Origin of the sequence: Natrarchaeobius versutus (assembly GCF_041205745.1) — an archaeon.
Taxonomy (GTDB): domain Archaea; phylum Halobacteriota; class Halobacteria; order Halobacteriales; family Natrialbaceae; genus Natrarchaeobius; species Natrarchaeobius versutus.
Genome location: NZ_JBGFCC010000003.1, coordinates 386,944 through 409,989, shown reverse-complemented (window position 1 = coordinate 409,989; position 23,046 = coordinate 386,944). Strand labels below are relative to the sequence as shown.

Here is a 23,046-nt window from a genome sequence, read left to right as displayed (position 1 = left end):
AAACGCCCGCGACCCGCCTCACCGGAGCTGATAGCGGTAGTCGGGCTCGATTCGGTCGTCCAGTTCGTCCTGTCGATGCTGGCGGAGTTCCTCGGGCGACAGATCGTCCTCAAGTAACGGCTGGATCTGACGGACGAGTTGTTGACCGGCGAGTAGCTCCGAGACGCTGACGTACAGCGCGCCCGCCTCGATCAGGGACAGGGCGGTCGACTGGTCGCTCGCACGGAGCGTCATGTCGGCGTCGAGTCCGAGTGAAAGAATCCGCCTCGAGACCGGTTCGGAGTCGACCGTCGAGACGACGATCCGGGCGTCCTCAGCGTTCGCTTTCTCCCAGGTGTAGCGCTCCATCGCGTCACCGACGACGATCCCGGTACAGCGATCGAGTACCGTTTTCCTGCGCGCCGGGTCGTTTTCGATGACGACGTACGGCTGACCGACCTCTTCACAGGTTTCGACGAGTTTCTGGCCCTGTCGACCGTAGCCGACGATCACGACGTGGTCGGAGAGGTTAGGAGGAACCATACTCCACTCGTCGATCTTTCCGTGAGCGCTTGGGAGGATCCCGCGAGAGGCAAGCGTTCGATAGATTTCCTCTTCGTATCGCTGGCTCAGACTGGAGGTGATCATGGTCACTGCGGCCGCGAAGATGATCGCGTCGAACACCGACTCACTCAATGCGCCGACTAACAGCCCCTGGATGGCGATGACGAGCGCGAACTCGCTGACCTGATCGGTGTTGAGGCTAGTAAGCGTCGCCGAGCGTCGTTCGTAGCCCTGATAGATCAAGATCGCCGTGGTGACTGCCGGTTTGACGACGACCGTCAACACCACCAAAACGCCGGCGAGAAGGAGTTTCTCGACCGAAGCCGTCCATCCGATCTCGACGAACGGGAACGTGATGAGCGCGCCAATCGTCACGAAGAAGATCGCGACGAAGAAGTCCTTGAGCGACTCGAGTCCGTTGAATAGCCCGAGATACTCGACGGGATCGTGACGGACGGCGAGGCCGGCGGCGAACGCCCCGACGACGATGGAGATGCCCGCGAACTCCGCCGCCCCGACGAACAGCGCGAGCATGGTGACGACGCCGAGGATCATGAGTTCGTCCGAGTCTCCGGCGAGTCGTCCGATGACGTCGAAGACGTATCGGTTGACGAGGAATGCCGCGACGATCAACGCGGCGCCGTATCCCACGGCCGTCGCGACGGGGAAGACGGCGAGCGTACTCGCGCCGAGAACCAACACGAGCACGATCGCGAACAGATCCTGAACGAACTGGATAGATCTGGCGAGTCGTCCGTGGACGACGTTCATGCCGATATCGCCCTGTAACAGCGCGGTTCCGACGATCGTCGACGACAACGCCCCGGCAACGCCGAGGTAGATCGCCTCGACCGGCGACACGCCCAGTACGACGCCGAGGATGACCCCGAGCGAACCGACGACGACGATCTGGCCGAACGCCGCGATCTCGCTGTCGACGATCACCGTCCGTACCGCAGAGAGGTCGATGTCCACGCCGAAAGAAAACACGAGGAGCGCGATTCCGTACTGGGCGAGTTCGAGCGTGAGATCCGGATCGATGATGGAACCGGCGATGATTCCCGCGAGAACGAAAAACGGGACGGTCGGCAGGTTGAACCGGTTCGCGATCAACAAGAACGGTCCGACGACGACGAAGATGATCGACACCGCGGTGAGCAGATCAGTCATCGAGATCACCCCCGATCCGGCTGGAGGGCTTCGGGAACGGATCCGCGCCCTCCAATAACTCGATGTCGTCCGCGAGCGCCGCCTCGAGCGTCTCGGCGGGCTCCGTCTCCTCCTCGAGATACGCCCGGAGGTAATCCGCGAACCGGTCGGCGGCGAGATACGGCGTCATGATCACGCAGTGTGCGCCTCTGTCGTACAGTTCCCGAGCGTGCTCGAGGCGCTCGGCTTCGGCGAAGACGGTCGCGTCGTCGCGAGCGTCTCTGAGAATCGCTTTGTTCACGTCGGGTTCAACCGAGGACGAGAGGACGAAACTGGCCTTTTTGACGGCCGAATCCTTCCGGATCGTCGCGTTCCGGAAGTCACCATAGATCGCGTCGTACCCCTCCGCCTCGAGCGTCTCGACGTGACCGACCGTCCGGTCGACGACGACGACGTCTTGGTAGTGGTCCGCGAGCAACGGGAGAGCGTTTCGCGTGACGTCGTCGTAGCCCACGACGACGGCGTGGTCGCGGTACTCGCGTTTCCCGCCTTCGAACTCGTCGTCGCCCGTCAGCCGCGTGATGGTCGGCTCGAATCGCTCGAACAACCGGTGGTTGAACTCGATGAAGTACACCGAAACGGCCATCGTAAAGATCGCGAGAAGCGTCATGAACCCGAGCACCTCCGCGTCGATGAATCCACCTTGGAAGGCAACGGCGGCGACGATGATTCCGAACTCGCTGACCTGAATCATGTTGATACTGCCGAGAAACGTCGTTTCGGAGCCAAAGCCCTGCCAGTCGAGTAGGTAAAAGAAGATGAGGAACTTCGCGGGAATCAATACCAATGCCGCGAGGATCGCCTCACCCGTGTGCGCGAGTAGCTGTGCGGCCTCGAGGTCGAGTGCGACCGAGACGAAAAAGACCATCACGAACAGGTCGGTGAGGGGGTTGACGCGGTCTTGTAGTTCTTTGCTGTATGGAAGCTGTGCGATCGCCAGCCCGGCGAGAAACGCGCCCATCTCGATCGAGAGATAGGCCTCGATGCCAAGCGGTGCGAGAAAGAGGTTGACGTTGTCGGAGACGAACACGAATAAGAACGCCCACGAGAGGGCGACGAGGAAGAACACCTCCTTGTTGTCCGCGATGCGCCGGAAAACGACCGGCAGGATGGTTCGGGACGCGCCGATTGCGGCGACAGTGATGAGGGCGACGAGGACGAGCACGACCGCGAGCGTCGTCGCGATTTCGGCGAGGTCGTCCGGACGTCCAGCCGCGAGCACGGCCAGGATGATGACGACGACGATATCCTGGACGAGCAACACGCCGACGTCGATCTTTCCGTGTAGCGAGGTCGCCTCGTCCTTGTCGTTTAACATCTTGATGACGACCGCCGTCGAGCTATACATCACCGCGAGTCCGATCAGAAACGACTCGAGAAGGCCGAAGGGTGGAAGCGCCAGCGCAACGCCCATCCCCACGAGAAAGACGGCACCCATCTGCGGGATCGAGATTTTGACGATGGGCGCGAGTACGTGTTGAATCTCCTCGAGGCGCATCTTGATGCCGAGCAAGAACAACAAAAAGGCAAGCCCGAGTTCCGAGAGGAGTTCCGTCAGTTCGCTGACTCCGACGAGACCGAGGACCGCGGGGCCGATCAGTACGCCGGCGACGATGTAGGCGATGATCGTCGGCTGACCCGTTCGCTTGGCGAGAAAGCCGACGATCGTCGCACTCAGAAGAATAACGACGAGATCGACGGAGAGCGCCACCTCGGAAACCATTCGTTCGGAACGATACTAGCGTGGCAAATTAACGGTGTCGAAAACCACAATCGAGTCGTCCGATCGAGACGCCGTGGTCTTCGCACATCACTGTGTCTCGGCTTCGTTCGTGACCGAAGTCGATATTGCGCGAAAATCCGTCAGCACAGAGACTTCTCGCGGTTGCCCTCGTTCCGAAGGGATAGCTTCAACCCCCTCGAGCCCCCTCCACCACTCATGATACGGGCGATCGTCTTCGATCTCGATTACACGCTCGCGGTGCCACGCCGGGACAGGGAGACGATACTCGAGGAGGCGGTCGACGCCACGAACGCGCCGGAACTGACCAGAAGCGAGTACCTCGAGGCCCACCGGAACAACCTCACCCAGGAGAGCCGAGAGCCGATCTTCGCGGACCTGCTCGAACGCCGCGAGAGCGACGCGGACCCGGCCGAACTCGCCGCCGCCTACCGAAAGACGATCGCGGAGGCGATCGAGCCGCTTCCGGGCGTCGAACGGATGCTCGAGGAGCTCAGAACGGAGTATCGCGTCGGCTTACTCACCAACGGCCCCGTCCGCGCCCAGCGGGACAAACTCGCCACCCTCGGCTGGGAACGGGCGTTCGACGCCGCACTCGTCACGGGTGAACTCGAGGCCGGCAAACCCGATCCGCGGGCGTTCGACGCGATTCTGGCCGAACTGAGCGTCGAGCCGTCAGAAGCGATCTACGTCGGCGACGAGGTCGACGCGGACGTCACCGGGGCGACGGGTGCCGGCATGCGGTCGATTCAGGTCCTCCTCGAGGACGGTCCCGAGCCCGACTCGCGGGCCGTTGCCCACGTCGAGCAGTCGGCCATCGCAGACGTTCTCCCGGCGATACTCGAGGATCTCGAGTGAACGTGACACGCTGATTCGGCCGTCGTACCATCTACTCCGTCGACTGTACCCGCGCGACGACCGACTGTACCACGTTCGTCGCCCGTTTGACCGCGGCTCCGCTCTCGACGAAAACGAGCGTCTGCGGTGGTTCGGTCGCCTTCGGCCGCACGCGAAGATCTCGTTCTTCGGCCGTCTGCGCCGCGACGTCCTGCCCGACCGAGAACTCGAGGCGCGCCCGGCTCTCGTGAACGAAGACGCGTGCGATCCGCTTGCTCGCGGGCGCATCGCCCCCGTCATCGTCGGTGCCATCGTCGCCACCCGCAGGCGTCGCCGCGTCGGTGCGGGACAACAACGAGACCTCGTAGGCGCGAGCGCCGTCGACCGTCGCCTCGACGTCCCGATCCGCGTCGGTGACGGCGACCGCCTCGAGTCCGTCGTCCTCGCGACCGTCGAGTTCCGACGCGAGTAACTGGGCGATCCGTTTGCCGTCGGTGATCCGTTCCTCGACCATGTCGGTCGTCGGTCGGCCGGGAACTAACCAGCTTCGTCTGCCGTCAGTGCGGCCTTCGCGATCGGGACCAGTTCGGTGACGTCGATCCCCTCCCGGCGGGCGTAGATCACGGCCGCCGCCTCGATCGTCACGCCCAGTTCGCCCTGGAGGGCGTTGATCGCGCCGACTGCCTCGTGTTTTTCCATCCCTTCCGCGACCAGCGCGTCGAGGACGCGTTCGAACGCCGACCGCTCGCGTAACAGATCCTCGTCGGGGACGAACTCTTCCGGGACCGTGACGTCGGTCGGGTCGAACGCGGCGACGAGTTCGTCGTCCGCGTGCTCTATCAGGCCTTCCCGGGTCGCGACGTCGATCAGTCGCTTGGCCTGATCGGGCGAGAACCAGCCGCGCTCGAGGGAAAGCGAGACGACGAATTCGCTCTCCTCGAGTCGTGACGTGCCGTTCTGTCGAAACGGCGCGGCGACCGCGACGCGAAGGCTCATCGGAGACGACTCTCTTGACGGGCGAGAAAACGGTGACGGTTCCGGGTCGTGAACGGTCGCGGTTTGTGGATTCGGTGTCGGTTCGGAGATGGGGGAAGTCGACTCGCCCGCGTCCCTGTCAATCCGACGCGCGTCCGCCCGCGCCGTTTCGGTTGGCCCGGGAGGGCGGAGGGAACTCGCGTGCGGTGGATTCCACTGGCTCCGGGAGCACGCATCGATCGGGCTCGCTGTTGACGTGTTCGTACTGGTGTGGGGCGTTCGCGAGCGGGTGTGCGGGGTTTTGATCGCTGTCGATCCGTGCGGCACGGACCTCCTCGAACCCGCTGAGTCGGGCCTGAATTCCCCGCCAGTGATAGCCCGTCGCGGACGGGATCGAGAGTGGACGCGGCGGCTTCCCGTCCGGGTGATTCGTCGCCAACACGGTGTTGTTGACGTTGCTGGCGAGTGCGTCGTGGTCGACGAGGACGCCGACGTTTACGTCTCGAGGCGCACGCGCGGCGAGAACGTCGAGCCCGAGGTGCAACGCCCGGTACTCGGCGACGTTGTTGTCCGGGGGCGTATCCGCCGTCGCGATCCGCGCGACGCGGGTCCCATCCCGGGTCTCGATCACGGCGCCCAGCCCACCGCCGGATTCCCGAAACGACCCGTCGGTCGCGACGTAGAAGTCTCGATGATGGGTTCGCGGAGGGTGGGCGATGTGGGGTGTGGGCGACTCGTCGAACAGGTCCCGCAGTGCGGACCGGCCGTGAGCGGCCATGTTCCCGAGTAAGCCGTTGTGCCACTTAACTATTCTGTCTGCGTTAACATTCGTCATACACGGAACCCTCCTCCAAACTCGGCGGCCGTCTCGAGTCGATCCAGTCGAACACCGTCTCGAATCCCGGCGATCGAGGGCCGCGACGACCGACCGCTCATGTGGACGGTATGATGTCACACCACACGTACATTTTTTACGGCGTGTGGAGAGTGAACACTATGACCGACATTTCCCTGGACGGACGAACGCTCGTCGGCGTCGAGAACACGGACGACGGAGACGTTAGCTCGGAGACCCGATTTCAGTTCGAGCAGGAAGACGAACGGATATACGCGACCTACGCCGGTGGTGAGGTCGTCGACGGCCACCTCGTCGGGACGTTCGACGGTCGCCGGTGGGAGATTCGGTACGTCCAGTTGACCGAAGACGGCGAAACCGCAACCGGCCGCTCGAGCGGGCGAGTCGAACGCCTCGACGACGGCAGAGTCAGGGTCGAAGACGAGTGGGAGTGGGAGTCAAAATCCGGCTCCGGAGCGTCCGTCCTCGAGGAAATTTCGGAATAGCGATCAGCGAGACAGCCGATAGCGATCGGCGAGGTTTCCCGTGATGATCGGTGAGGTTCTCGACGACGTTCGACGCTCGTTTCTCCACGCTGGCGGGACTCACTCGACGAAGATCCCTACGAGAAGCGTGGTGACTCGTCACCGGCCTCGAATCCCGCGTCAGTGATTCGAAACTGGGCGGATTCGCCGACCGGCTTCGACCGGTGTTTCTCGAGCGTGGCTCGACGGTTTCCGCCGCGAAAGCGCTCGAGGCGGAGGACGACGCCGGTCCAGTGCTCTAAGGTGTTCCCACCGAGCGCTCGCGTCCGGTCGGCGTCGGGATCAGAAAAGACCTGATTCGTCAGCACGATCGCCAGGTCGTACTTCCGGGCGAGCGAGAGCAGGTGGGTCACCTGCCGGGCGACCCGTCTGAGCGACTCGCCCTCGTCGCCGTCACCAGTTCGTTCGAGGCGATAGAAGCCGGTCGCGCTGTCGAGGACAACGAGATCCGCACGATCCGCGAAATCCTCGACGTCGCGGACGGCCTCCGCCTGCTCCTCGAAGTCGAGTGCGTCCTCGACGACGATCCGCGAGGCGACCGACTCGACGGCCGGTTCGGCTTCCTCGGATGCGGCTCCGCCCTCGCCCGCATCGCCGGCGGTGGCCGTCGACGGACGGTCTACCGCTCGAGCCGAGAGCAACTGCTCGAAGCGATCGATCGAGATCCCCTCCGTATCGATGTAGACGGCGGTGCCGCCGTCTGCGGCCGCCTCGACCGCGGCCGACAGCGCCAGGTTCGTCTTCCCGGCGGCCGGCGGTCCGTACACCTGCGTGACGGTTCCCCGTTCGAATCCGCCGCCGAGTAACTCGTCGACCGGGCCACAGCCGGTCGAAATCGGCTCGTCGTTCACGGGTGGGGTTGGCGTCGTTCCCGCAAAAACCCCCCGGAACCGGCTCGAGGATCGTACTCATCTCGCGGCGTAAACGACGGGGCGTCCGGAAAACGGTTCGAGAGTTCGACAGGAGCCGACGGTCGGACACGTTTATTCACCCTCGAGACGAACGATCGGACGTGATCGTCGTCGCCACGTCGGACTTCGAAGTGTATCACGGCGTCGTCAACGAGCTACGCGACCGGGGTGCCACGTTCACGACCGTCGAACCGGATCAGGCGCTTCCCGAGCGGGCGGTCGTCGTCGTCACCGACGCCGACCACGCTAGCGCCTTCGACGACGTGTCGACGATCGTTGCAGACCCTGAACAACCACGCCGAGCCGTCGACCAAGCGCTCACGACGGTTCGCGGCGAGGACGGGCGAACGATCATCGGCGTCGATCCGGGACGAAAACCCGGTATCGCCGTCCTCGACGGCGGCGTCGTCGTCGCGGCGTTCCAGGTGCCCCTCGCCGACGCCGTCGACGTCATCGAACGCGAGGTGGCCGAAGCCGCCCATCCCGTCGTGCGAATCGGCGACGGCTCGCGCTTACAAAGCGCCACGCTCGTCAACGACCTCGAGGACGTCCGCATCGAACTCGTCGACGAAACCGGCACGACGCCCTACCTCGGTACCGGCGCACGGGGAATGGAGGACGTCCTCGCCGCCGTCAACATCGCCCGCCTCGAGGGCGAGGTCGTCGACTCGCGAGAGATCGAGCCGACGAAAGGCGAGCTACAACTCATCAAAGACCGCTCGCGCGACCGAAGCGATCGGAACCGAGCGATCGACGAGATGCTCGCTCGTCGCGTGGCGGCCGGTGAGTTGACGATCGACGAGGCGCTCGCGAAACACCGCGGCGACGAGGAGTGAACGCCGTGCGGTCGTCGCCGACGTCCCACCGAATTGCGTCCGAATCAGGGCAAACGCGAGAGTCGGTCTCGAGACGATTATCGCGTCACACCGACCACCCGATCCCGGACGGTCGGCCGGCTGATGGTCCACCAACCCGCGCCAGCCCCCACACAGCCGACGAACGCGAGCCAGCCGTCGGTGCTTCCCGCCGTGATCAAAAGCGCCGCCACCCCGAGTAACGCGGCACCGGCGAACGCCCGCGCCGGCTCACCGTCGACGACTCGCGTCGCGACGAGCAGGTAGCCGACGCCGAGGCCGACCGACGCGAGCACGTCGACGAGGTAGTGGACGCCGACTGCGAGTCGGGACACCCCGACGAGGAGGACGATGGCCGACGCGAGAAGCATCCGGACTCGAGGCGTTCCGCGATCGATCCACGCGGCGAGTGCACCCCAGAGGATCGTCGCGGCCATCGTGTGTCCGCTTGGAAATCCTGCCCCGTCACGGGTGATCGCCTGCATCGTTGCCGGCGGCCTCGAGAAGTCGAGTGCGGCCTTCAGCGCCAGCGTAAGCGCCAGACCACCGAGGACGATCGCGAGCAGGGTCGCGGCGTCCGCCGAGAGTAACCGATCGTCGTCGTTCCGGATCGACCGACCGACGTTCACGATACCGATACCGAGCAAGACGCCGACGACGAGCAGTTCGTCACCGAGCACTGCTGTGAGTTCGAAAAGCGGGACGGTCCACTCCGGAATGAGGCGTCGAATCAGTTCCGTAACGCCGAGACTACGGTTCATGGCGGGGGCGCCGAGTCGTTCGTCCGAGAGGACGAGGTGTCCGTCGATCGGAACGAGGGTGTCCCACTCGAGGGGCCACGGTGTTTCTCGAGGGGAGCAAGATCCCGCTCGAGAGATGTGCCGACCCTTGCTATTCCGAGCCGACAGTTAACTCTTTCACGTGACGTGTTCGCAATCCCGATCTGGATGGACATCGCGTTGGGTCTCGGAAGGCGTTCCCATATACGATCGGATGGTGCTCGTCGCTTCGCGTATCGGAGTCGACGATCGTGTATTACCGGAACGGACGACTGTTACGGAGCGACGTTATTTTTCAGGCTGTGAAAAAGATATAACACACGAGGCGAGGTGTTCAGGGGTGAAAGGGGTCTTATTGAAGGGACTATGAGCAACTCGACGACGTCCTCCCGCCAACGCGGTGGTCGCGAATCGAACGTCCCGCGAGCCCTCGTCCACAAAAAGATCCTCGATACTGCCGAATCCCGACCCGACGCGTCGATGGAGGAGATCGCCGACGACGTAAGCGGTGTGACGACGTCGATCGTCGAAAAGGTCCTCGAGGAGTACGGCGATCCGGCCGAACCCGGTGACGAAGGTGACAGTGACACCGACGAAAACGCTAACGAGGGTCACACCAACGCCGAAGCGGGCGAAGCCACTGGTGACAGTAACGTCGGTGAGAGTACGGCCGAAGACGGATCCGAGGAAGCCGGCGTCAACGGCAACGAACCCACCACGCCGACCGGCAGGGAAGGGGAACCGACCGAGATTGAAGCCGATGACGGAAATCCCACCGAAACCGACCCCAACGATCGATCGGCTACCGAAATCGACCCTCGTTCGGCCACCGAAGCCGACCGCAACGGCGGAGACACCAACGGAGCCGACCGTGAGGACCCCATCGAAACCGTGGACGAACCAAATTCGACGACGGATCGATCACCGATGAACGATCAGAATCGCCGAACCCCTACGCAAGTCGAACCGTCGCTCGAGCCGTCGGACGTGACCGAAAAACAGCTGGAAACGCTCGAGGAGATCCGCCGCTATCCCGAAGCCACGCAGGCTGAACTCGCCGACAACCTCGGCGTCAGCAGTGCGACGATCAGCCAGCGCGTCAACGGCATCGACGGCTTCGACTGGTCGGACCGCCGCGAGTTCGTGACCGACGTATTCGAACGCGGAACCCACCCCGACGGCGTGGATGGGGCATCGAGGAACGATTCGGCGAACGACGACCGAAACCCCACACTGACCGACGGCTCGCCCCATCACTCGAGCGGCGAGGGCGAGCAACGCAAAGAGCACGGAGACGACGCGTCCGACGACTCCGATCCCATATCGCTCGAGACCGGTGATTCGACCGAGGAACCGAATCGGTTGCAATCCGACCGGTCGGCGAGCGGACAGACCCTGTCCAAAGACGAGGCACAGTCGAACGGCGACGACCTCGAGCGAGCGGTCGCCGACTCCGTCGAGGAACTTACAGAAGAGGTGGCACACCTCACACATCGCATCGGCGCGCTCGAGGGGAGACTCCCGCCCGAAAAGCGTGCGGGCACTCACCCCAAGCTCCCGTCCGATCCCGAACTCCTCCACAAGGTCCTGTACGCCTGCCTCAGAGACGACCACGTCACCGAAGCGGAGGAGTTGCGGATCCTGAAGGCAGTGGTCGGTGGCGGCTCCGAACCGACGTGACTCGAGACGGGTGGTCGTCTCCTCGACCACCCTATCGCTCGCCCGTCTCACGCAGGACCCGTACTTCTCCGCGTCGTACGGTCGCTTGCTGAAGTTTTCGGGAGTCATCGAGAAGATTGTCGGCCTCGGTCTCGGCGACCGGTTCTCCGGACTAGTACTAGTACCTCCCAAGCGTCGCCTACCGAGTGAAATCGACACCCAGCAGATGATTTCACCAACCAGTTCAGGTTGGGACGTCACCAGTGACTACTCCACGCCACAACCTGGGAACCGCTACTAGTGCGTATCGACGCCGCTACTAGTGCAGTTCAGGAACCGAACCGATACGCGAGATAGACACTCGAGAGCCGAAACGGTGGAGTCAATCCGGCGATACCATCGCCCCGTCGCAGTCGAAAATGTCCCCGTACGATTCGAAACAGTCCGGAAACCAGTAGTTACGCGAATTAGCTATTTACCGCCGTTTCGACTCGACGGAGGATATGCAAGCTGTCGTCCTCGCAGCGGGGAAAGGCACGCGCCTTCGCCCGTTGACGGAAGATAAACCGAAAGCGCTCGTCGAAGTCGACGGGCGACCGATCGTCGAAGACGTCTTCGACAACTTGCTCGAGATCGGCGTCTCCGAGCTGATCGTCGTCGTCGGCCACCTCAAAGAACAGATCATCGACCGATACGGAGACGCTTACGAGGGCGTCCCGATCACGTACGCTCACCAGCGCGAACAGCTCGGGTTGGCCCACGCGATCCGACAGGTCGAGCCGATGGTCGACGACGACTTCGTCCTGATGCTCGGCGACAACGTCTTCCGGGCGAACCTGGCCGACGTCGTGAATCGACAACAAGAGGACCGAGCCGACGCGGCATTTCTCGTAGAGCAGGTTCCATATCAGGAAGCAAACCGATACGGCGTCCTCGACACCAACGAGTACGGCGAGATCGTCGAAGTGATAGAGAAACCGGACGACCCACCGTCGAATCTCGTTATGACCGGTTTTTACACGTTCACCCCTGCGATCTTCCATGCCTGTCACCTCGTCCAACAGAGCGACCGCGGCGAGTACGAACTCCCCGACGCGATCGACCTGCTCATTCAATCTGGACGGACGATCGACGCGATCCGAATGGAGGGATGGCGAGTCGACGTCGGATACACGGAGGACCGCGACCGCGCGGAGAAACAACTCCAAACGAAATCGAATCGAACCGACGAACCGATAGCAAACGCGGAACAGTCGGCGGAAACCGGAATGGATTGGTCATAAATGACACACGTTCTCGTCACCGGAGGGGCCGGGTTCATCGGGTCGCACATCACAACGGGCCTTCTCGACCGCGGACACACCGTCACGGTGCTCGATATCCTCGACCCCTACTACGACCTCCGGATCAAAGAGCGGAATCTCGAACAGTGTCGTGCGGCTGGCGGCGATCGGTTTCAGTTCGTCGAGGGATCGGTCACCGACGAAGAACTCGTGTGTGACCTACTCTCAGAAGGTGACGTCGACGTCATATACAACCAAGCCGCTCAGGCGGGCGTCAGAGCGAGCGTCGAAAATCCAAAAAAACCCCATAGGATCAACACGACCGGACTGCTCACGCTGTTGACTGCCGCCGACGAGTTCGGCATCCGTCGGTTCGTCAACGCATCATCGTCGTCCGTTTACGGTGAAGTTGACTACCTTCCCTACGACGAAGATCACCAGACCGTTCCACAGAGCCCGTATGGCGTCACCAAACTCGCCGGGGAACACTACTGCCGACTCTGGGAGGAGATCTACGACGTCTCCACAGTCTCCCTTCGATACTTCACGGTTTACGGGCCGAGAATGCGGCCGAACATGGCCATTACGAACTTCACCTCGAGATGTCTGAACGGCGAACCACCAGTTATCTACGGCGACGGCCAGCAGTCGCGCGATTTCACCTACGTCGACGACATCGTCGACGCCAATCTGACGTTACTGGAGGACGATGACTGCGACGGCGAGGTCCTCAACGTCGGCTCGACACGGACGATCACGATCGAAGAACTCGCTACCCACGTTATCGACGAAACCGGCGCTGACGTCGGACTCGAGTACGCTGATCCGAAAGAAGCCGACGCACGCCACACGCATGCAGACGTCTCGAAGGCCAGAGAGCTCCTCGATTACGAGCCATCGACGGGAATTCGTGAGGGCGTTTCACAGTTCGTCGACTGGTATCGGGAGAACCGCGACTGGTACGAGCCACTGGTTCTCGAGTCCCAGAACGTCTCTTCGGCATCTGCGTAACTGTCGACTCCCAACTCACTTTCAACCACGTCCTCGTATCTTCCAGCGTCGACTGATGAGCGAACTCCGACGGTTTTCGGCAGTATAAACCCGTTATAGTACAACTGAAACGATTCACACACCGCCAGCAACCACGACCCGGATCGGCCCATTTCGGCCGATCCCCGTGAGGACAATCGCAAGCGGACTGTACTGACGTTCAGTGACTACTATCGCTCACACTTCGACCGCGTCGATCGACCCCAAGCAAGTGGTGTATGCCCAGTGTTATTCGGTGTCGGTCTGTTTCACTGGTTGAATATGCCGTTGAACTCCAGTGATAAGCTTTCGATCGTAAACGCTCTCGAGAAAACATCAAATAGGTTATGAGAGCGCTGGATGCCAAACGAAGTGAATGGTCACCGGGTGGCAATACCGACTCGTGAGCACGCTTGGCGTCCTGGTGCTGACGGTTGGCGCCGTTGCAGTGGCGAACCATCCGATCTCTCAACATCTGTTTACGACGTACCTCCCCCTGTTCAACCGGCTCGAGGCGACTGTCTTGACCGGGCAGTCGCTGTACTGGGCCCTCGCGTTGAGCGTACTCGCCGTCGGCTGCTGTCTCGTTCCGCTATACAAACCCCAGCCACGGCGCGTCCTCGATACCACGTTTCTGGTCCAGAAACGAGTACTCGTCGCCGGGTTTGCACTCGCGAGCCTCGGGTACTTCAAGTGGTCACATCGGTTGCCCCGGGCAACGCTCGTGATGACCATCGCAACGTTAGGGGTAGTCCTTCCACTGTGGTTCGTCTGGATCCGCCACAACCCGGACGGCGAGACCGAACGAACGCTCGTCGTCGGCGACGACTTCGAACAGATAGAACGAATCCGGGCGTCGATGACGTCGCCTGTCCTCGGCTATCTGTGCCCGTCGGTCGTCAGTATCCGAGGGACTTCGAAATCAGTCGAGGCTGCTGCAGACGGTGGGATTACGATCGTAGACGATGACACCAGTGCTGAGTCGGGAGATCACCTCGAGGCGTTACCCAGACTCGGTGGGCTCTCACGCCTCGAGAACGTGTTACTCGAGCACGATGTTGGTACCGTGGTTCTGGCCTTTCACCACGCAGACCGCGCGGAATTCTTCGGCGCGTTGGATACGTGTCACAACTATGGTGTGGATGCAAAGGTCCACCGGGAGTACGCCGACAGCGTGCTGGTTTCGGCGGACAACATCGGAGAGATTGTCGACGTCGACATTGAACCGTGGGATCCGCTCGATCATCTGTTCAAACGCGTATTTGATATTGTGTTTGCGCTCACGGCCGCAACCGCCCTTCTGCTGGTGATAACCGTTGTCGTTATCGCGATCAAAATCGACAGTCCCGGCCCAGTATTGTACAAACAAGAACGGACAGCAGTCTTCGGTGAATCGTTTTCCGTCTACAAGTTCCGGAGTATGGTCGACGATGCAGAAGCTGACACGGGGGCTAGAATTAGTGCGGAAGACGCCGGCAATACTGACCCACGTGTGACCCGCGTAGGTCGGTTTCTCCGGCAGACGCACCTCGACGAGATCCCTCAACTGTGGTCGATCCTCTACGGCAACATGAGTGTTGTCGGACCTCGACCGGAGCGACCGGAGCTCGATACGGAGATACAGAGCAATGGGGTTGACTGGAGCAAACGATGGTTCGTCAAGCCAGGACTGACAGGACTCGCTCAAATCAACGACGTCACCGGCCACGAACCAGAAAAGAAACTTCGATACGACCTCGAGTACGTCCGTCGACAATCGTTCTGGCTTGATCTGAAGATCATAATGGGCCAGGTGTGGAACGTACTGCGAGACGTCCTCGAACTTCTGCGTTCGTGAAAAACAGCATATGAAAGATTCAACACGACAGTGGTACGACGGTCATGTGGCCAAGTGTAGATATTTAGAGTGCAGCGTCCAGATGAAAAACGGAGAAATCGGCCCACTCACACGCCAAGAGTTACGGTCTAGGAACGATTCGACACGATGTGATTGTGTCGACGGCAGGGCAAACTCAAAATCATCTCGCTTCGAAGAACGAACTGACCCACACGAACTCGCTGTAACGCCGCTTAAGAACGATACGAGCCAGAGAGTCACACAGTATCTCAACGGCGTCGAGAAGGGGGTTCGGTACATTACAGAAACAAGTGATAATATCGCTACCGTGGGGTCTCTATGGACACTGACATAGAGCGGTGGAAAACCGCACAGACAGCGGAGGCGAGCCACCGTTCACACGGGTCACACGAATCATCTTTCCCAGACGTACTTTCGCAGTATGGAATCACGCCGAAGACCCTCGAGGGAAAGAACGTGCTGGCTGTCGGCGCAGGCACGGGCATAATTCACGGTCTTGAGATCCAGTGTAACAACGTCGCTGTCGATCCGCTTACGTCGGCGTTTAGCGATGTCCTCGAGGAAAGTACCGGAGAGCTGATCACGGCCATTGGCGAAAATCTTCCCTTCGAGGACGATAGCTTCGACATCGTGATCAATCGGAATGTGTTGGACCACACCGTTCAACCCGGTACTGTACTGGACGAGATTCGTCGTGTACTTCGCCCGGGTGGGAAGTTCATATTCAATGTGAATACGTTCAGGATTCCTAGAATAATTCGAAAACGACTCTCCTACATCGATACGCCACATCCTCACCACTTCAGTCCGTCTGAGATACAAACCATGCTCGTTACTCATGGGTTCGAGATAGAACAGCAACGAGTTGAGAAGATGAATCTGAATTTATCAGATCCCACCATCAAACGAATAATCGCCGTAACAGTTTTCAGAATTCGAAAGGTTAGAATCATTTCAACGTAGCCAGTGTGATGAATCGCCATAGAATTCGATAGCCGAAATTCTATATTTGTGAGGGGAAGCGAATGACATAACCGTCCAAGAATGGACGGTCCGGCATGCGGATTTTACGGGTTGCACAGAAGGTATATCCTCAGGTGAAAGGCGGAGGAGCATATCACGTTCACGCAATGAGTCGCGACCAGGCAGCCATGGGCCACGACGTGACCGTACTGACGATTCGCAGGAACCCAGACCAACCCCATACCGAAGAACAGAGCGGATACACCGTGATTCGATACGAACCGGTAGTGGACGTCTTGGGCAACGAGATCAGCCCGGGGTTGGCACAGTATCTGATGGATAGCGGAGATTTTGACGTCATTCACGCACATTCACACCTATATTTTAGTTCCAACCTCGCCGCGGCGAGACGACGACTGAACGGTGATGTCCCACTGTTAGTCACAAACCATGGGATATACTCACAGAACATCTCTCGGTGGATTTTTGAACCATATCTTCGTACGATCGGTGCTTGGACGTTCAACCAAGCGGACTTGGTATTCTGTTATAGTGCAGGCGGAAAAAAGCGAGCTCGTAGCCTTGGGATCAAAAGCGAGATCGAGGTCGTTTCCAACGGCATCGATCCCGAGCGATTCACACCGGATGGAGCCTCGTTTGAGCGTATTTCCGAAGGTGCCTTCGCGGTCGTTTCTCCAATACGACTGGTGGAAGGAAAGCGTCCGATCGACGTGGTGAAAGCAACCGAACGGCTCAAGGAAAAGCATCCACAGATAGAACTGTACATTTGTGGAGACGGCCCGTTACGGGAAGAGCTAGAGCGATACATCCGTTCACAGGGGCTCGACGATTTCATCCATCTTCTGGGGATGGTTTCATACGATGAGATGCCGGCAGTGTATCGATCGGCAGATCTCGTGGTATTACCGAGCGAAGCAGAAGGGGGAGCGCCTCGCGTATTATTAGAAGCAATGGCGGCAGAAACACCATATGTCACGTCGAATTTGACACATCTGGCGGCGGAGTTGAAAGAGCTAGGGGGAGCTACAGAAGTGGGTGACCTGAAGGGGTTCTCGGATCAAATTGCATCTTTCATTGACGATGACACGTATCGATCACGGGCCGGAAAACGAGGACGAGACGTGGTTTTAGACGAGTACAACTGGCAGAAGACTGTTAAAGAAACGACAGCAACGACAGAACGCGTCATCAAGAGCACGTAATTATGCCGGCAGAGCGACCAACGGTCGTATTTTTTAGAACCGCTTATGAAACTCAGGGCGGTGGATCGCAGATGCTTCTTCGACTGCTTTCTGGCCTCGATACGGATGAGTTCCGACTCATCATGCTCACACAAAAACCGGACGAAACCGCCAGGCAAGCCGAAAGAGAAGGAGTAGAATTGACGATCGTACCATATCGTGGTAAACTCGACACGTACAATGGAAAATTACTAGATGGCTCATCAGTGACAAAACTGCGAGCAGGACTGCGACTCTGTCAGTTTAACATCGAAGCGCGGCGCGTGCTCTCACAGGCTGACGTTCTCTGGGTTGACGAGATTCGGTCCTACATGACACTGCTACCGTACATACTGTTTGCACAGCCAACAACAATTTGGAATATCGGATTGTTGAGTGAGTCTACGGGGGTCATGAAGTTCTTTCACGATATCGCGCTTCGAACGACGTCTTACGTGTTTATCGAGTCACGTGATGAAGCAAAACGTAAATTCACAGTGAAACAATATCAGGAATCAAAACACAAATTTGTTGTATTCCATAAAGGAGTAGATACGAAGAAGTTTTCACCCCATCCATCAGCAGTGGACACGGACTCTGTTCGTATAGGGACTGCTGCGCTCATCCATCCACGAAAGGGACTCGATGACCTTCTCAAAGCTTTCAGTGAAATAGACCGTTCTAACGTCGAATTGCACATCGCTGGTCAACCAGCTCGGGCAGACAACGTCGAGTATTTCAATCGACTCCGTACGATCATCGACGATGAAAACCTTACCACATCCGTTACTTTCCACGGATGGGTCGATGACATGCCACAATTCTACAGCAGTTTGGATCTATTCGTTCTTCCGTCGTACAACGAAGGTATTCCGGGATCGGTCCGCGAAGCGATGGCCATGGAACTTCCCGTCGTTGCAACCGACGTCGGGGCAACGGCGGACGTCATCGTCGAGGGGGAGACTGGATTGCTCGTCGAACCGGGAAATGTGTATGAATTGTCCAATTCGATTGAAAGCTTGGTTACTTCTCCAAAAAAGCGCAAAGAGATGGGCATTGCGGGCCGAAAGCGAATTATAGATAACTTCTCGTTCGAACAATACGTGAACAATTACGACGAGTTTCTTACCAAGATATCATAATGATTCTTGTATCATCACGGGTGTGAGATTGACACTCGCCCTATTCTAGGACGTATACGGACAAACATCATTTGTATGAACGACCATCATTTATTTTATTTGTTGTTCTCGCGAGCATGTTTTCGTAGACGTACAAACTGAGAGTGTTTGACTGCTACACGAAGCCGTTCTTTCAAAGTAATTATTGATCTGATAAAAATTGATTGATCTCGTACAATGTTGAGCAGAAGATTATCTCTCGGGATCACTACGAGTGCAATCAGTGCGGGTGTTATCAACAGGAGTTCCTCAAATACTTCGATGAGCATATTAACTGTCAATCCATCTATTCCGACGGTCGTGAGTAAGATTCCAAATATTACTATGGCTAGCGGTGAAGTGTTACCGTTTCTGACTAATACATGATAGACATAATATAAGAACGTGCCATAGATCAGACCCAGTACCAGCAGACCCGTTGGACCGAAGTTGAGAAAGTAGTCACCCATTGCACCAGGGGGACGCCCACCCGATGTCCCACCTAACTCTCGGTAGAGGACCCCTCCTGTCGTCGCAGGGGGTTTCTCCGGCCAGAGGGCACGAGGGATAAAATTGATTATGGGTTTGAAATAGAACGTTCCATAATAAAAGTCGAGCTGGTCAGGGACGATAGTGATTAATGCGAGAAAGTTCTCGAAGACGTCGTTGTGGACGCCTGCTGTGAGAATAGCTACTGGGTCGATTTGAGTGATGGTTTCTGAAAGTGACCTATCGTGTCGAAGGGAGCCCGCCACGACGATGACTGGGGCGATTAGTAAACCGAGAAATGGTACAGAAAGGTACATGATCCACGGCGGAAGTCGGTCTGACCATCTCGAAAGAAATCCATCACTTGCATGAATAACGTCCTTGGTAGTTGAATAGTATACTAAAATTATAGTTACGATGATTACAGACATCGCTTGACTGCGATTCCCTAAGAGAAACGGGACTGCTGTCACAGGTAAAACCACCGCAAGTTCGACGATCGAGGGGGTCCGTCCGTCAACCAGAGAACCACACAACCAGAGGAAGTACCCGAGGTAGACTGTACGGGCCCCAAAGGTCAAAATTCCTACTTCAGCGAACAGTTGTGAGCGCGCCTCCGTCGACGAGAATAAGTATAAAATCTCGCCAGGTGGAAATACAGTAAAGACGATAACCGCAAAAAAGGCAAAACCGAGCAAGAGGTATCCACCTCCGATCAAACGAAACAGTCGTCCTGAAGCGCTATCCGTGTGATTTATCGCTCTTATGACCGTATTTTGCTGAATCCCCTTTCGATTTGCAAGCATCGGACCGACTACGTAGTAGCCAATCAACGTGGCAACAAGCACAGAGGCGAATGCGGTACCGGCTATCAATAGACCGGTTTCTCTCGTATATCGAATCACCTCCCATTTAAACGGACCATCAACGAGATAAAACTGTTCAGCAAGAGCGATAAGAAGCATCCCAGCAAATATCGAATGGAATATTACTGGCTCGAAAAAATCCAGACGTCCCTGTCGAATTGACAGATACCATGGAGCGACGACCAAAACCGCCAAAGTTGCCAATAGAATTGGTGGAAGACTGTTTGTCAACAGAGCCAACAGCACCCCTGTGACTATCAACCCGACGAGAATTACGTATCCACTCCATCGAATTGATCGCAGTTCAACCATTACTCTTCTTGACGTTTGTAGAAGCGCATATGTCTACTGATTAATACGTTGTTAAATACTCGAAATAGAAAAATTACCGTATCCTCCGTTTAGGAGCGACACCAGTAGTGACAAATTCATTTTTCACTACTCTGTGGAGGTGTCGCGCTCGACTGCCGCTGACGAGAATCGGTTTGCGTGGTACATCGCGTTTGAGGGCAGAGCCCGTGATCAACGCGCTCTCACCTGCGTCGAAACCGATGTACGTCGGATTGCCTGGGTCGGTCGGTTCTTCAACCGAGTATTCGACGGTGACGTGCAACTCCCACGATGTACAGTTCGCTGTAGCCGCAATTCGCCCGCCGTCGTGTCCCAATCAAGCAGATCGAACCACAGAGATTCTTGCTCCGGGTTGATACGGAGCGGAATCCAGAAGTTCGTTCCGCGTCCGGGTCGCGGAGCCTGCCACACAAAAGCCGTGTTCGCGTTCCTCTGAGTAGTCGAATTTTGCGGCCCGGTTGACGAGCCAAAGCGGATGCTCGTCGTCTAACTCTCGGCATTGTACGTGTCGCGGAGTTTCGGGACGCAGGATTTGAGCGCGTCTTTGGCCTGATATGGCAGTTCGTAGGGCGTCACAACGTCGTTGACGGCGGACATTGTATCCGCCCTGTTGTCGAAGGCATCGTGGAGTGCTTCGCGGTATGTGTCCAAGAGTCGCTGTAGGCGTTGCTCTTTGCCCGTAGTGGGTGTGGCGAGCGTGGCCTGTAGTGTCTTCGTCACCGTCTCGGACAGACCCGTAGGGATAACGTAGACAAAATTAAGTGTGTTTGGACACAATAATAATTAATGCTACACATCAACTTCGAGATAGACGAAGAACAGTACAAGTCTCTGAAAGAGACGAAGAAACGTCACGGACTGACGTGGAAGGGGATGCTACTCCACGCGCAACGGGTGTTGAATTCCGACCCGTCCATCGAGTAGTGGTTGACAAGTATCGTGTCGCATTCCCTCCCTAAAAGGCGGGATTCCTGCTTAGAGATAGATGGGTGGAACGTATAACACCTATATGAAATTAATTTACACTTGATATTTGTCCAGGTACTAGTACTATAGTAGCCACTGCAAGTCAATGCACACCTGATCGTGCAACAGCGGTGCGTTCAGTATGTCAACCCCTTCCATTGTTACCGTAACGATGGCCACCTTGGTTCAAAGGGATCGATCAGTGTCGCCAACTTTTCGGCAAGAAACTCGTTCGGACTGCCGCGAGTCGTTACCGGCCGATCACGGAACGGTGGTCGATCGACCAACAAACAGTCATAGCGGACCACCTGTCCCCCGTTACCCCTGGACCGTGTCCACAATCGTCTCGAGGTCGGATCGGTCTACACCACCGAGAGTAAACAGCATTGCCGTGTACACTATTGGAGCGAGAGTGAGTGTCGCGATCCAGGAGAGATCGATTACTAAAAAAACTACAAACATTACGAACGTCGTGACAACCGTCACCCAAAACTTGTTCCATGGGAGAGGTGTACGGAGCGTCGGCTGGAACAGAACTCCGAGGACAATTGCCGAACAGGCAAACGAAAGAAGCGATGCAATTGCCGCGCCCTCGATACCCCAGACAGGTATCATAACGACGTTCAACAGGGCATTACCGATGGCCGCACTTCCCTGAATGAGTGCCGGTGGACGCGAGTTGTTCGTCGCATAAAACAATTGCGTGTAGATTTCGACGACGCCTCGTGAGAGCATCGCTCCGGCGAGAATCACTAGTACGACCCCCCCGAGTTGGGCGACATCCTGCGTAGAGAGAACCTCGAGAACGTCGGGCCCGATCAGTGCGAGTCCAGCAATCGACGGTAACCCGAGTACCGCGAGATAGCGTAGGCCCGATGCGGTGTACTCTTGGATCGTCGTATGATCGTCGTTGGCCCATCGCTGGGAGAATTCCGGGAAGAACGTTACGCTCAGTGGGCGCGAGTACAGGAGTAGTATGTACGATACAGAGTATGCGGCCGAATATATGCCGACAGCACCTGCACCCAAGAAATAACCGACCAGGATACGATCCGTCCGATCCAGCAGTTTCTGAGAGAGTTTGTTTCCGAGAGCTCCTATCGAAAATCGAAGGCAACCGATGACATCGGTTCCCGTCGGCCGTGCGATGCCCGTGGACCGAACGATGATTCCGTACAGTAGGATGTTAGAGACGATTCGGCTGAGGAGCGTGACAACTAACACGCCGGAAATACCGGTATCGAATACAATGATCGCGAAGGCAATTGACCCGACTGAGAGATAGACGTCAACGGCTTCAAACGTCGAGAACAATTTTACTCGGCGATTAGCCTGAAAGTGTGCGCGGCCGAGTTGAAAGACGACGGTTACGACGATGTAGGCGGAACCAACGAGGAATAGCGGGGCGAATCGGTCGGCCCTGAGGGTCAAACGGGCCAACAATTCCGCATTTACTGCCACGAGAGCGCCGACGAAAACGGCAAGCGTGGTTGTGAGAAGAAATAACGACGAAAACAGCCGTTTCGGAGTCTCCGTGTTGTGTGCGTAGTTTACGATACCATAGTTGCTTCCGAGGAGACAAATATTAGCCAGGATGCTGACAACCGCGAGCACCTGCATATACGCGCCGTACTCTGCGACGCCGAGCGTGAGAGTTAATAACGGAATCAGGATGAGTCCTCGAACCTTCAACGATGCCTGCATCAGCGTAGACACCAGTACGTCGGATGAAACCCTACTCATACGTTCGATCGGAGAACACGAGAACGCAGCGAGTAAGATTCACACGCTGGTCACGTAAAGGCAGGTAGACGAACTTCATAACCATCATTTGTACTCTCGACTGCCATCAACACCCCATCAATCTACTCTGTCTTCGGTCGTGCACACGTCCTTCAACCAAAAGTAAGAGTGTTTGGTTCGTTTGCTGACGATAGTAACAACTGAAACTG

At 57.9% G+C, this 23,046-nt stretch carries 20 protein-coding genes and 1 pseudogene; 11 read left to right on the top strand and 10 right to left on the bottom strand.

Features of this window, described 5'->3' with window-relative positions; all coding sequences use genetic code 11:
* Window positions 1–18: 18 nt before the first annotated feature.
* Complete coding sequence (locus AB7C87_RS09895; protein ID WP_369729271.1) at window positions 19–1,713, bottom strand: cation:proton antiporter domain-containing protein; 1,695 nt, start codon at window positions 1,711–1,713, stop codon at window positions 19–21.
* Window positions 1,706–3,475, bottom strand: a complete 1,770-nt coding sequence (locus AB7C87_RS09890; protein ID WP_369729270.1) for a cation:proton antiporter domain-containing protein — start codon at window positions 3,473–3,475, stop codon at window positions 1,706–1,708. Before AB7C87_RS09890 ends, AB7C87_RS09895 begins: the two co-directional genes overlap by 8 nt.
* A gap of 216 nt (window positions 3,476–3,691) precedes the next feature.
* On the opposite strand from AB7C87_RS09890, the gene AB7C87_RS09885 reads away from it, so the two are divergent.
* Entirely contained in the window at window positions 3,692–4,351 is a 660-nt protein-coding gene (locus tag AB7C87_RS09885) for an HAD family hydrolase (RefSeq protein ID WP_369729269.1), read from the top strand.
* A 31-nt stretch (window positions 4,352–4,382) separates the two neighbouring features.
* Here AB7C87_RS09885 and AB7C87_RS09880 read toward each other — a convergent pair whose 3' ends face one another.
* From AB7C87_RS09880 to AB7C87_RS09870, 3 genes are all read right to left on the bottom strand, one after another.
* Complete coding sequence (locus AB7C87_RS09880) at window positions 4,383–4,844, bottom strand: DUF7993 family protein (protein ID WP_369729268.1); 462 nt, start codon at window positions 4,842–4,844, stop codon at window positions 4,383–4,385.
* Between the two features lie 23 nt (window positions 4,845–4,867).
* Window positions 4,868–5,326, bottom strand: coding sequence for a DUF2240 family protein (locus AB7C87_RS09875; protein ID WP_369729267.1), 459 nt, complete (start codon window positions 5,324–5,326; stop codon window positions 4,868–4,870).
* 118 nt (window positions 5,327–5,444) lie between these two features.
* Window positions 5,445–6,083 (bottom strand): ribonuclease H family protein, encoded by a 639-nt coding sequence (locus AB7C87_RS09870; RefSeq protein ID WP_369729331.1) that lies wholly within the window; start codon window positions 6,081–6,083, stop codon window positions 5,445–5,447.
* 218 nt (window positions 6,084–6,301) lie between these two features.
* Here AB7C87_RS09870 and AB7C87_RS09865 point away from each other — a divergent pair, with 218 nt between their 5' ends.
* Window positions 6,302–6,646 carry an avidin-fold protein gene (locus AB7C87_RS09865; protein WP_369729266.1) on the top strand — a complete coding sequence of 115 codons (345 nt, stop codon included), beginning with the start codon at window positions 6,302–6,304 and terminating at the stop codon, window positions 6,644–6,646.
* 116 nt (window positions 6,647–6,762) lie between these two features.
* On the opposite strand, the gene AB7C87_RS09860 is transcribed toward AB7C87_RS09865, so the two are convergent.
* Window positions 6,763–7,536 carry an AAA family ATPase gene (locus tag AB7C87_RS09860; protein WP_369729265.1) on the bottom strand — a complete coding sequence of 258 codons (774 nt, stop codon included), beginning with the start codon at window positions 7,534–7,536 and terminating at the stop codon, window positions 6,763–6,765.
* Window positions 7,537–7,697: 161 nt separating this feature from the next.
* Between AB7C87_RS09860 and AB7C87_RS09855 the strand changes: the two genes are divergently transcribed.
* Window positions 7,698–8,432, top strand: coding sequence for a hypothetical protein (locus tag AB7C87_RS09855; RefSeq protein ID WP_369729264.1), 735 nt, complete (start codon window positions 7,698–7,700; stop codon window positions 8,430–8,432).
* A 77-nt stretch (window positions 8,433–8,509) separates the two neighbouring features.
* Here AB7C87_RS09855 and AB7C87_RS09850 read toward each other — a convergent pair whose 3' ends face one another.
* Window positions 8,510–9,211: a phosphatase PAP2 family protein gene (locus AB7C87_RS09850; protein WP_369729263.1), complete on the bottom strand. Its 702-nt coding sequence runs from the start codon at window positions 9,209–9,211 to the stop codon at window positions 8,510–8,512.
* 384 nt (window positions 9,212–9,595) lie between these two features.
* Between AB7C87_RS09850 and AB7C87_RS09845 the strand changes: the two genes are divergently transcribed.
* From AB7C87_RS09845 to AB7C87_RS09815, 7 genes are all read left to right on the top strand, one after another.
* The gene (locus AB7C87_RS09845; protein WP_369729262.1) at window positions 9,596–10,909 is read left to right on the top strand and encodes a winged helix-turn-helix transcriptional regulator; all 1,314 of its coding nucleotides are present in this window, start codon (window positions 9,596–9,598) and stop codon (window positions 10,907–10,909) included.
* A 482-nt stretch (window positions 10,910–11,391) separates the two neighbouring features.
* Window positions 11,392–12,171: a UTP--glucose-1-phosphate uridylyltransferase AglF gene (gene aglF / locus AB7C87_RS09840; RefSeq protein WP_369729261.1), complete on the top strand. Its 780-nt coding sequence runs from the start codon at window positions 11,392–11,394 to the stop codon at window positions 12,169–12,171.
* Entirely contained in the window at window positions 12,172–13,182 is a 1,011-nt protein-coding gene (locus tag AB7C87_RS09835) for a GDP-mannose 4,6-dehydratase (RefSeq protein WP_369729260.1), read from the top strand.
* A 394-nt stretch (window positions 13,183–13,576) separates the two neighbouring features.
* A complete protein-coding gene (locus AB7C87_RS09830) occupies window positions 13,577–15,037 on the top strand; it encodes a sugar transferase (protein ID WP_369729259.1) in 1,461 nt (486 codons plus the stop codon).
* 339 nt (window positions 15,038–15,376) lie between these two features.
* Window positions 15,377–16,021 (top strand): class I SAM-dependent methyltransferase, encoded by a 645-nt coding sequence (locus AB7C87_RS09825; RefSeq protein WP_369729258.1) that lies wholly within the window; start codon window positions 15,377–15,379, stop codon window positions 16,019–16,021.
* A 95-nt stretch (window positions 16,022–16,116) separates the two neighbouring features.
* Window positions 16,117–17,244, top strand: a complete 1,128-nt coding sequence (locus AB7C87_RS09820) for a glycosyltransferase family 4 protein (RefSeq protein WP_369729257.1) — start codon at window positions 16,117–16,119, stop codon at window positions 17,242–17,244.
* 2 nt (window positions 17,245–17,246) lie between these two features.
* A complete protein-coding gene (locus tag AB7C87_RS09815) occupies window positions 17,247–18,404 on the top strand; it encodes a glycosyltransferase family 4 protein (protein WP_369729256.1) in 1,158 nt (385 codons plus the stop codon).
* A 95-nt stretch (window positions 18,405–18,499) separates the two neighbouring features.
* Here the strand turns inward: AB7C87_RS09815 and AB7C87_RS09810 are convergent, their stop codons facing one another.
* Window positions 18,500–20,089 (bottom strand): O-antigen polymerase, encoded by a 1,590-nt coding sequence (locus AB7C87_RS09810; protein WP_369729255.1) that lies wholly within the window; start codon window positions 20,087–20,089, stop codon window positions 18,500–18,502.
* A gap of 130 nt (window positions 20,090–20,219) precedes the next feature.
* Window positions 20,220–20,860 (bottom strand): annotated as a pseudogene (locus AB7C87_RS09805) (RNA-guided endonuclease TnpB family protein); the annotation flags it as partial.
* 54 nt (window positions 20,861–20,914) lie between these two features.
* Here AB7C87_RS09805 and AB7C87_RS09800 point away from each other — a divergent pair.
* Window positions 20,915–21,052, top strand: coding sequence for a hypothetical protein (locus AB7C87_RS09800; protein WP_369729254.1), 138 nt, complete (start codon window positions 20,915–20,917; stop codon window positions 21,050–21,052).
* Between the two features lie 360 nt (window positions 21,053–21,412).
* Here AB7C87_RS09800 and AB7C87_RS09795 read toward each other — a convergent pair whose 3' ends face one another.
* Window positions 21,413–22,837, bottom strand: coding sequence for an oligosaccharide flippase family protein (locus AB7C87_RS09795; RefSeq protein ID WP_369729253.1), 1,425 nt, complete (start codon window positions 22,835–22,837; stop codon window positions 21,413–21,415).
* Window positions 22,838–23,046: the final 209 nt, after the last annotated feature.

Bases quoted from the DNA above. Each gene is read 5' to 3' on its own strand.
- AB7C87_RS09800 (WP_369729254.1), top strand. From the start codon at position 20,915: ATGCTACACATCAACTTCGAGATAGACGAAGAACAGTACAAGTCTCTG.
- AB7C87_RS09880 (WP_369729268.1), bottom strand. From the start codon at position 4,844: ATGGTCGAGGAACGGATCACCGACGGCAAACGGATCGCCCAGTTACTC.
- AB7C87_RS09835 (WP_369729260.1), top strand. From the start codon at position 12,172: ATGACACACGTTCTCGTCACCGGAGGGGCCGGGTTCATCGGGTCGCAC.
- AB7C87_RS09845 (WP_369729262.1), top strand. From the start codon at position 9,596: ATGAGCAACTCGACGACGTCCTCCCGCCAACGCGGTGGTCGCGAATCG.
- aglF (WP_369729261.1), top strand. From the start codon at position 11,392: ATGCAAGCTGTCGTCCTCGCAGCGGGGAAAGGCACGCGCCTTCGCCCG.
- AB7C87_RS09830 (WP_369729259.1), top strand. From the start codon at position 13,577: ATGGTCACCGGGTGGCAATACCGACTCGTGAGCACGCTTGGCGTCCTG.
- AB7C87_RS09890 (WP_369729270.1), bottom strand. From the start codon at position 3,475: ATGGTTTCCGAGGTGGCGCTCTCCGTCGATCTCGTCGTTATTCTTCTG.
- AB7C87_RS09820 (WP_369729257.1), top strand. From the start codon at position 16,117: ATGCGGATTTTACGGGTTGCACAGAAGGTATATCCTCAGGTGAAAGGC.
- AB7C87_RS09870 (WP_369729331.1), bottom strand. From the start codon at position 6,083: ATGGCCGCTCACGGCCGGTCCGCACTGCGGGACCTGTTCGACGAGTCG.
- AB7C87_RS09825 (WP_369729258.1), top strand. From the start codon at position 15,377: ATGGACACTGACATAGAGCGGTGGAAAACCGCACAGACAGCGGAGGCG.
- AB7C87_RS09850 (WP_369729263.1), bottom strand. From the start codon at position 9,211: ATGAACCGTAGTCTCGGCGTTACGGAACTGATTCGACGCCTCATTCCG.
- AB7C87_RS09895 (WP_369729271.1), bottom strand. From the start codon at position 1,713: ATGACTGATCTGCTCACCGCGGTGTCGATCATCTTCGTCGTCGTCGGA.
- AB7C87_RS09875 (WP_369729267.1), bottom strand. From the start codon at position 5,326: ATGAGCCTTCGCGTCGCGGTCGCCGCGCCGTTTCGACAGAACGGCACG.
- AB7C87_RS09810 (WP_369729255.1), bottom strand. From the start codon at position 20,089: ATGGTTGAACTGCGATCAATTCGATGGAGTGGATACGTAATTCTCGTC.
- AB7C87_RS09865 (WP_369729266.1), top strand. From the start codon at position 6,302: ATGACCGACATTTCCCTGGACGGACGAACGCTCGTCGGCGTCGAGAAC.
- AB7C87_RS09815 (WP_369729256.1), top strand. From the start codon at position 17,247: ATGCCGGCAGAGCGACCAACGGTCGTATTTTTTAGAACCGCTTATGAA.
- AB7C87_RS09885 (WP_369729269.1), top strand. From the start codon at position 3,692: ATGATACGGGCGATCGTCTTCGATCTCGATTACACGCTCGCGGTGCCA.
- AB7C87_RS09795 (WP_369729253.1), bottom strand. From the start codon at position 22,837: ATGAGTAGGGTTTCATCCGACGTACTGGTGTCTACGCTGATGCAGGCA.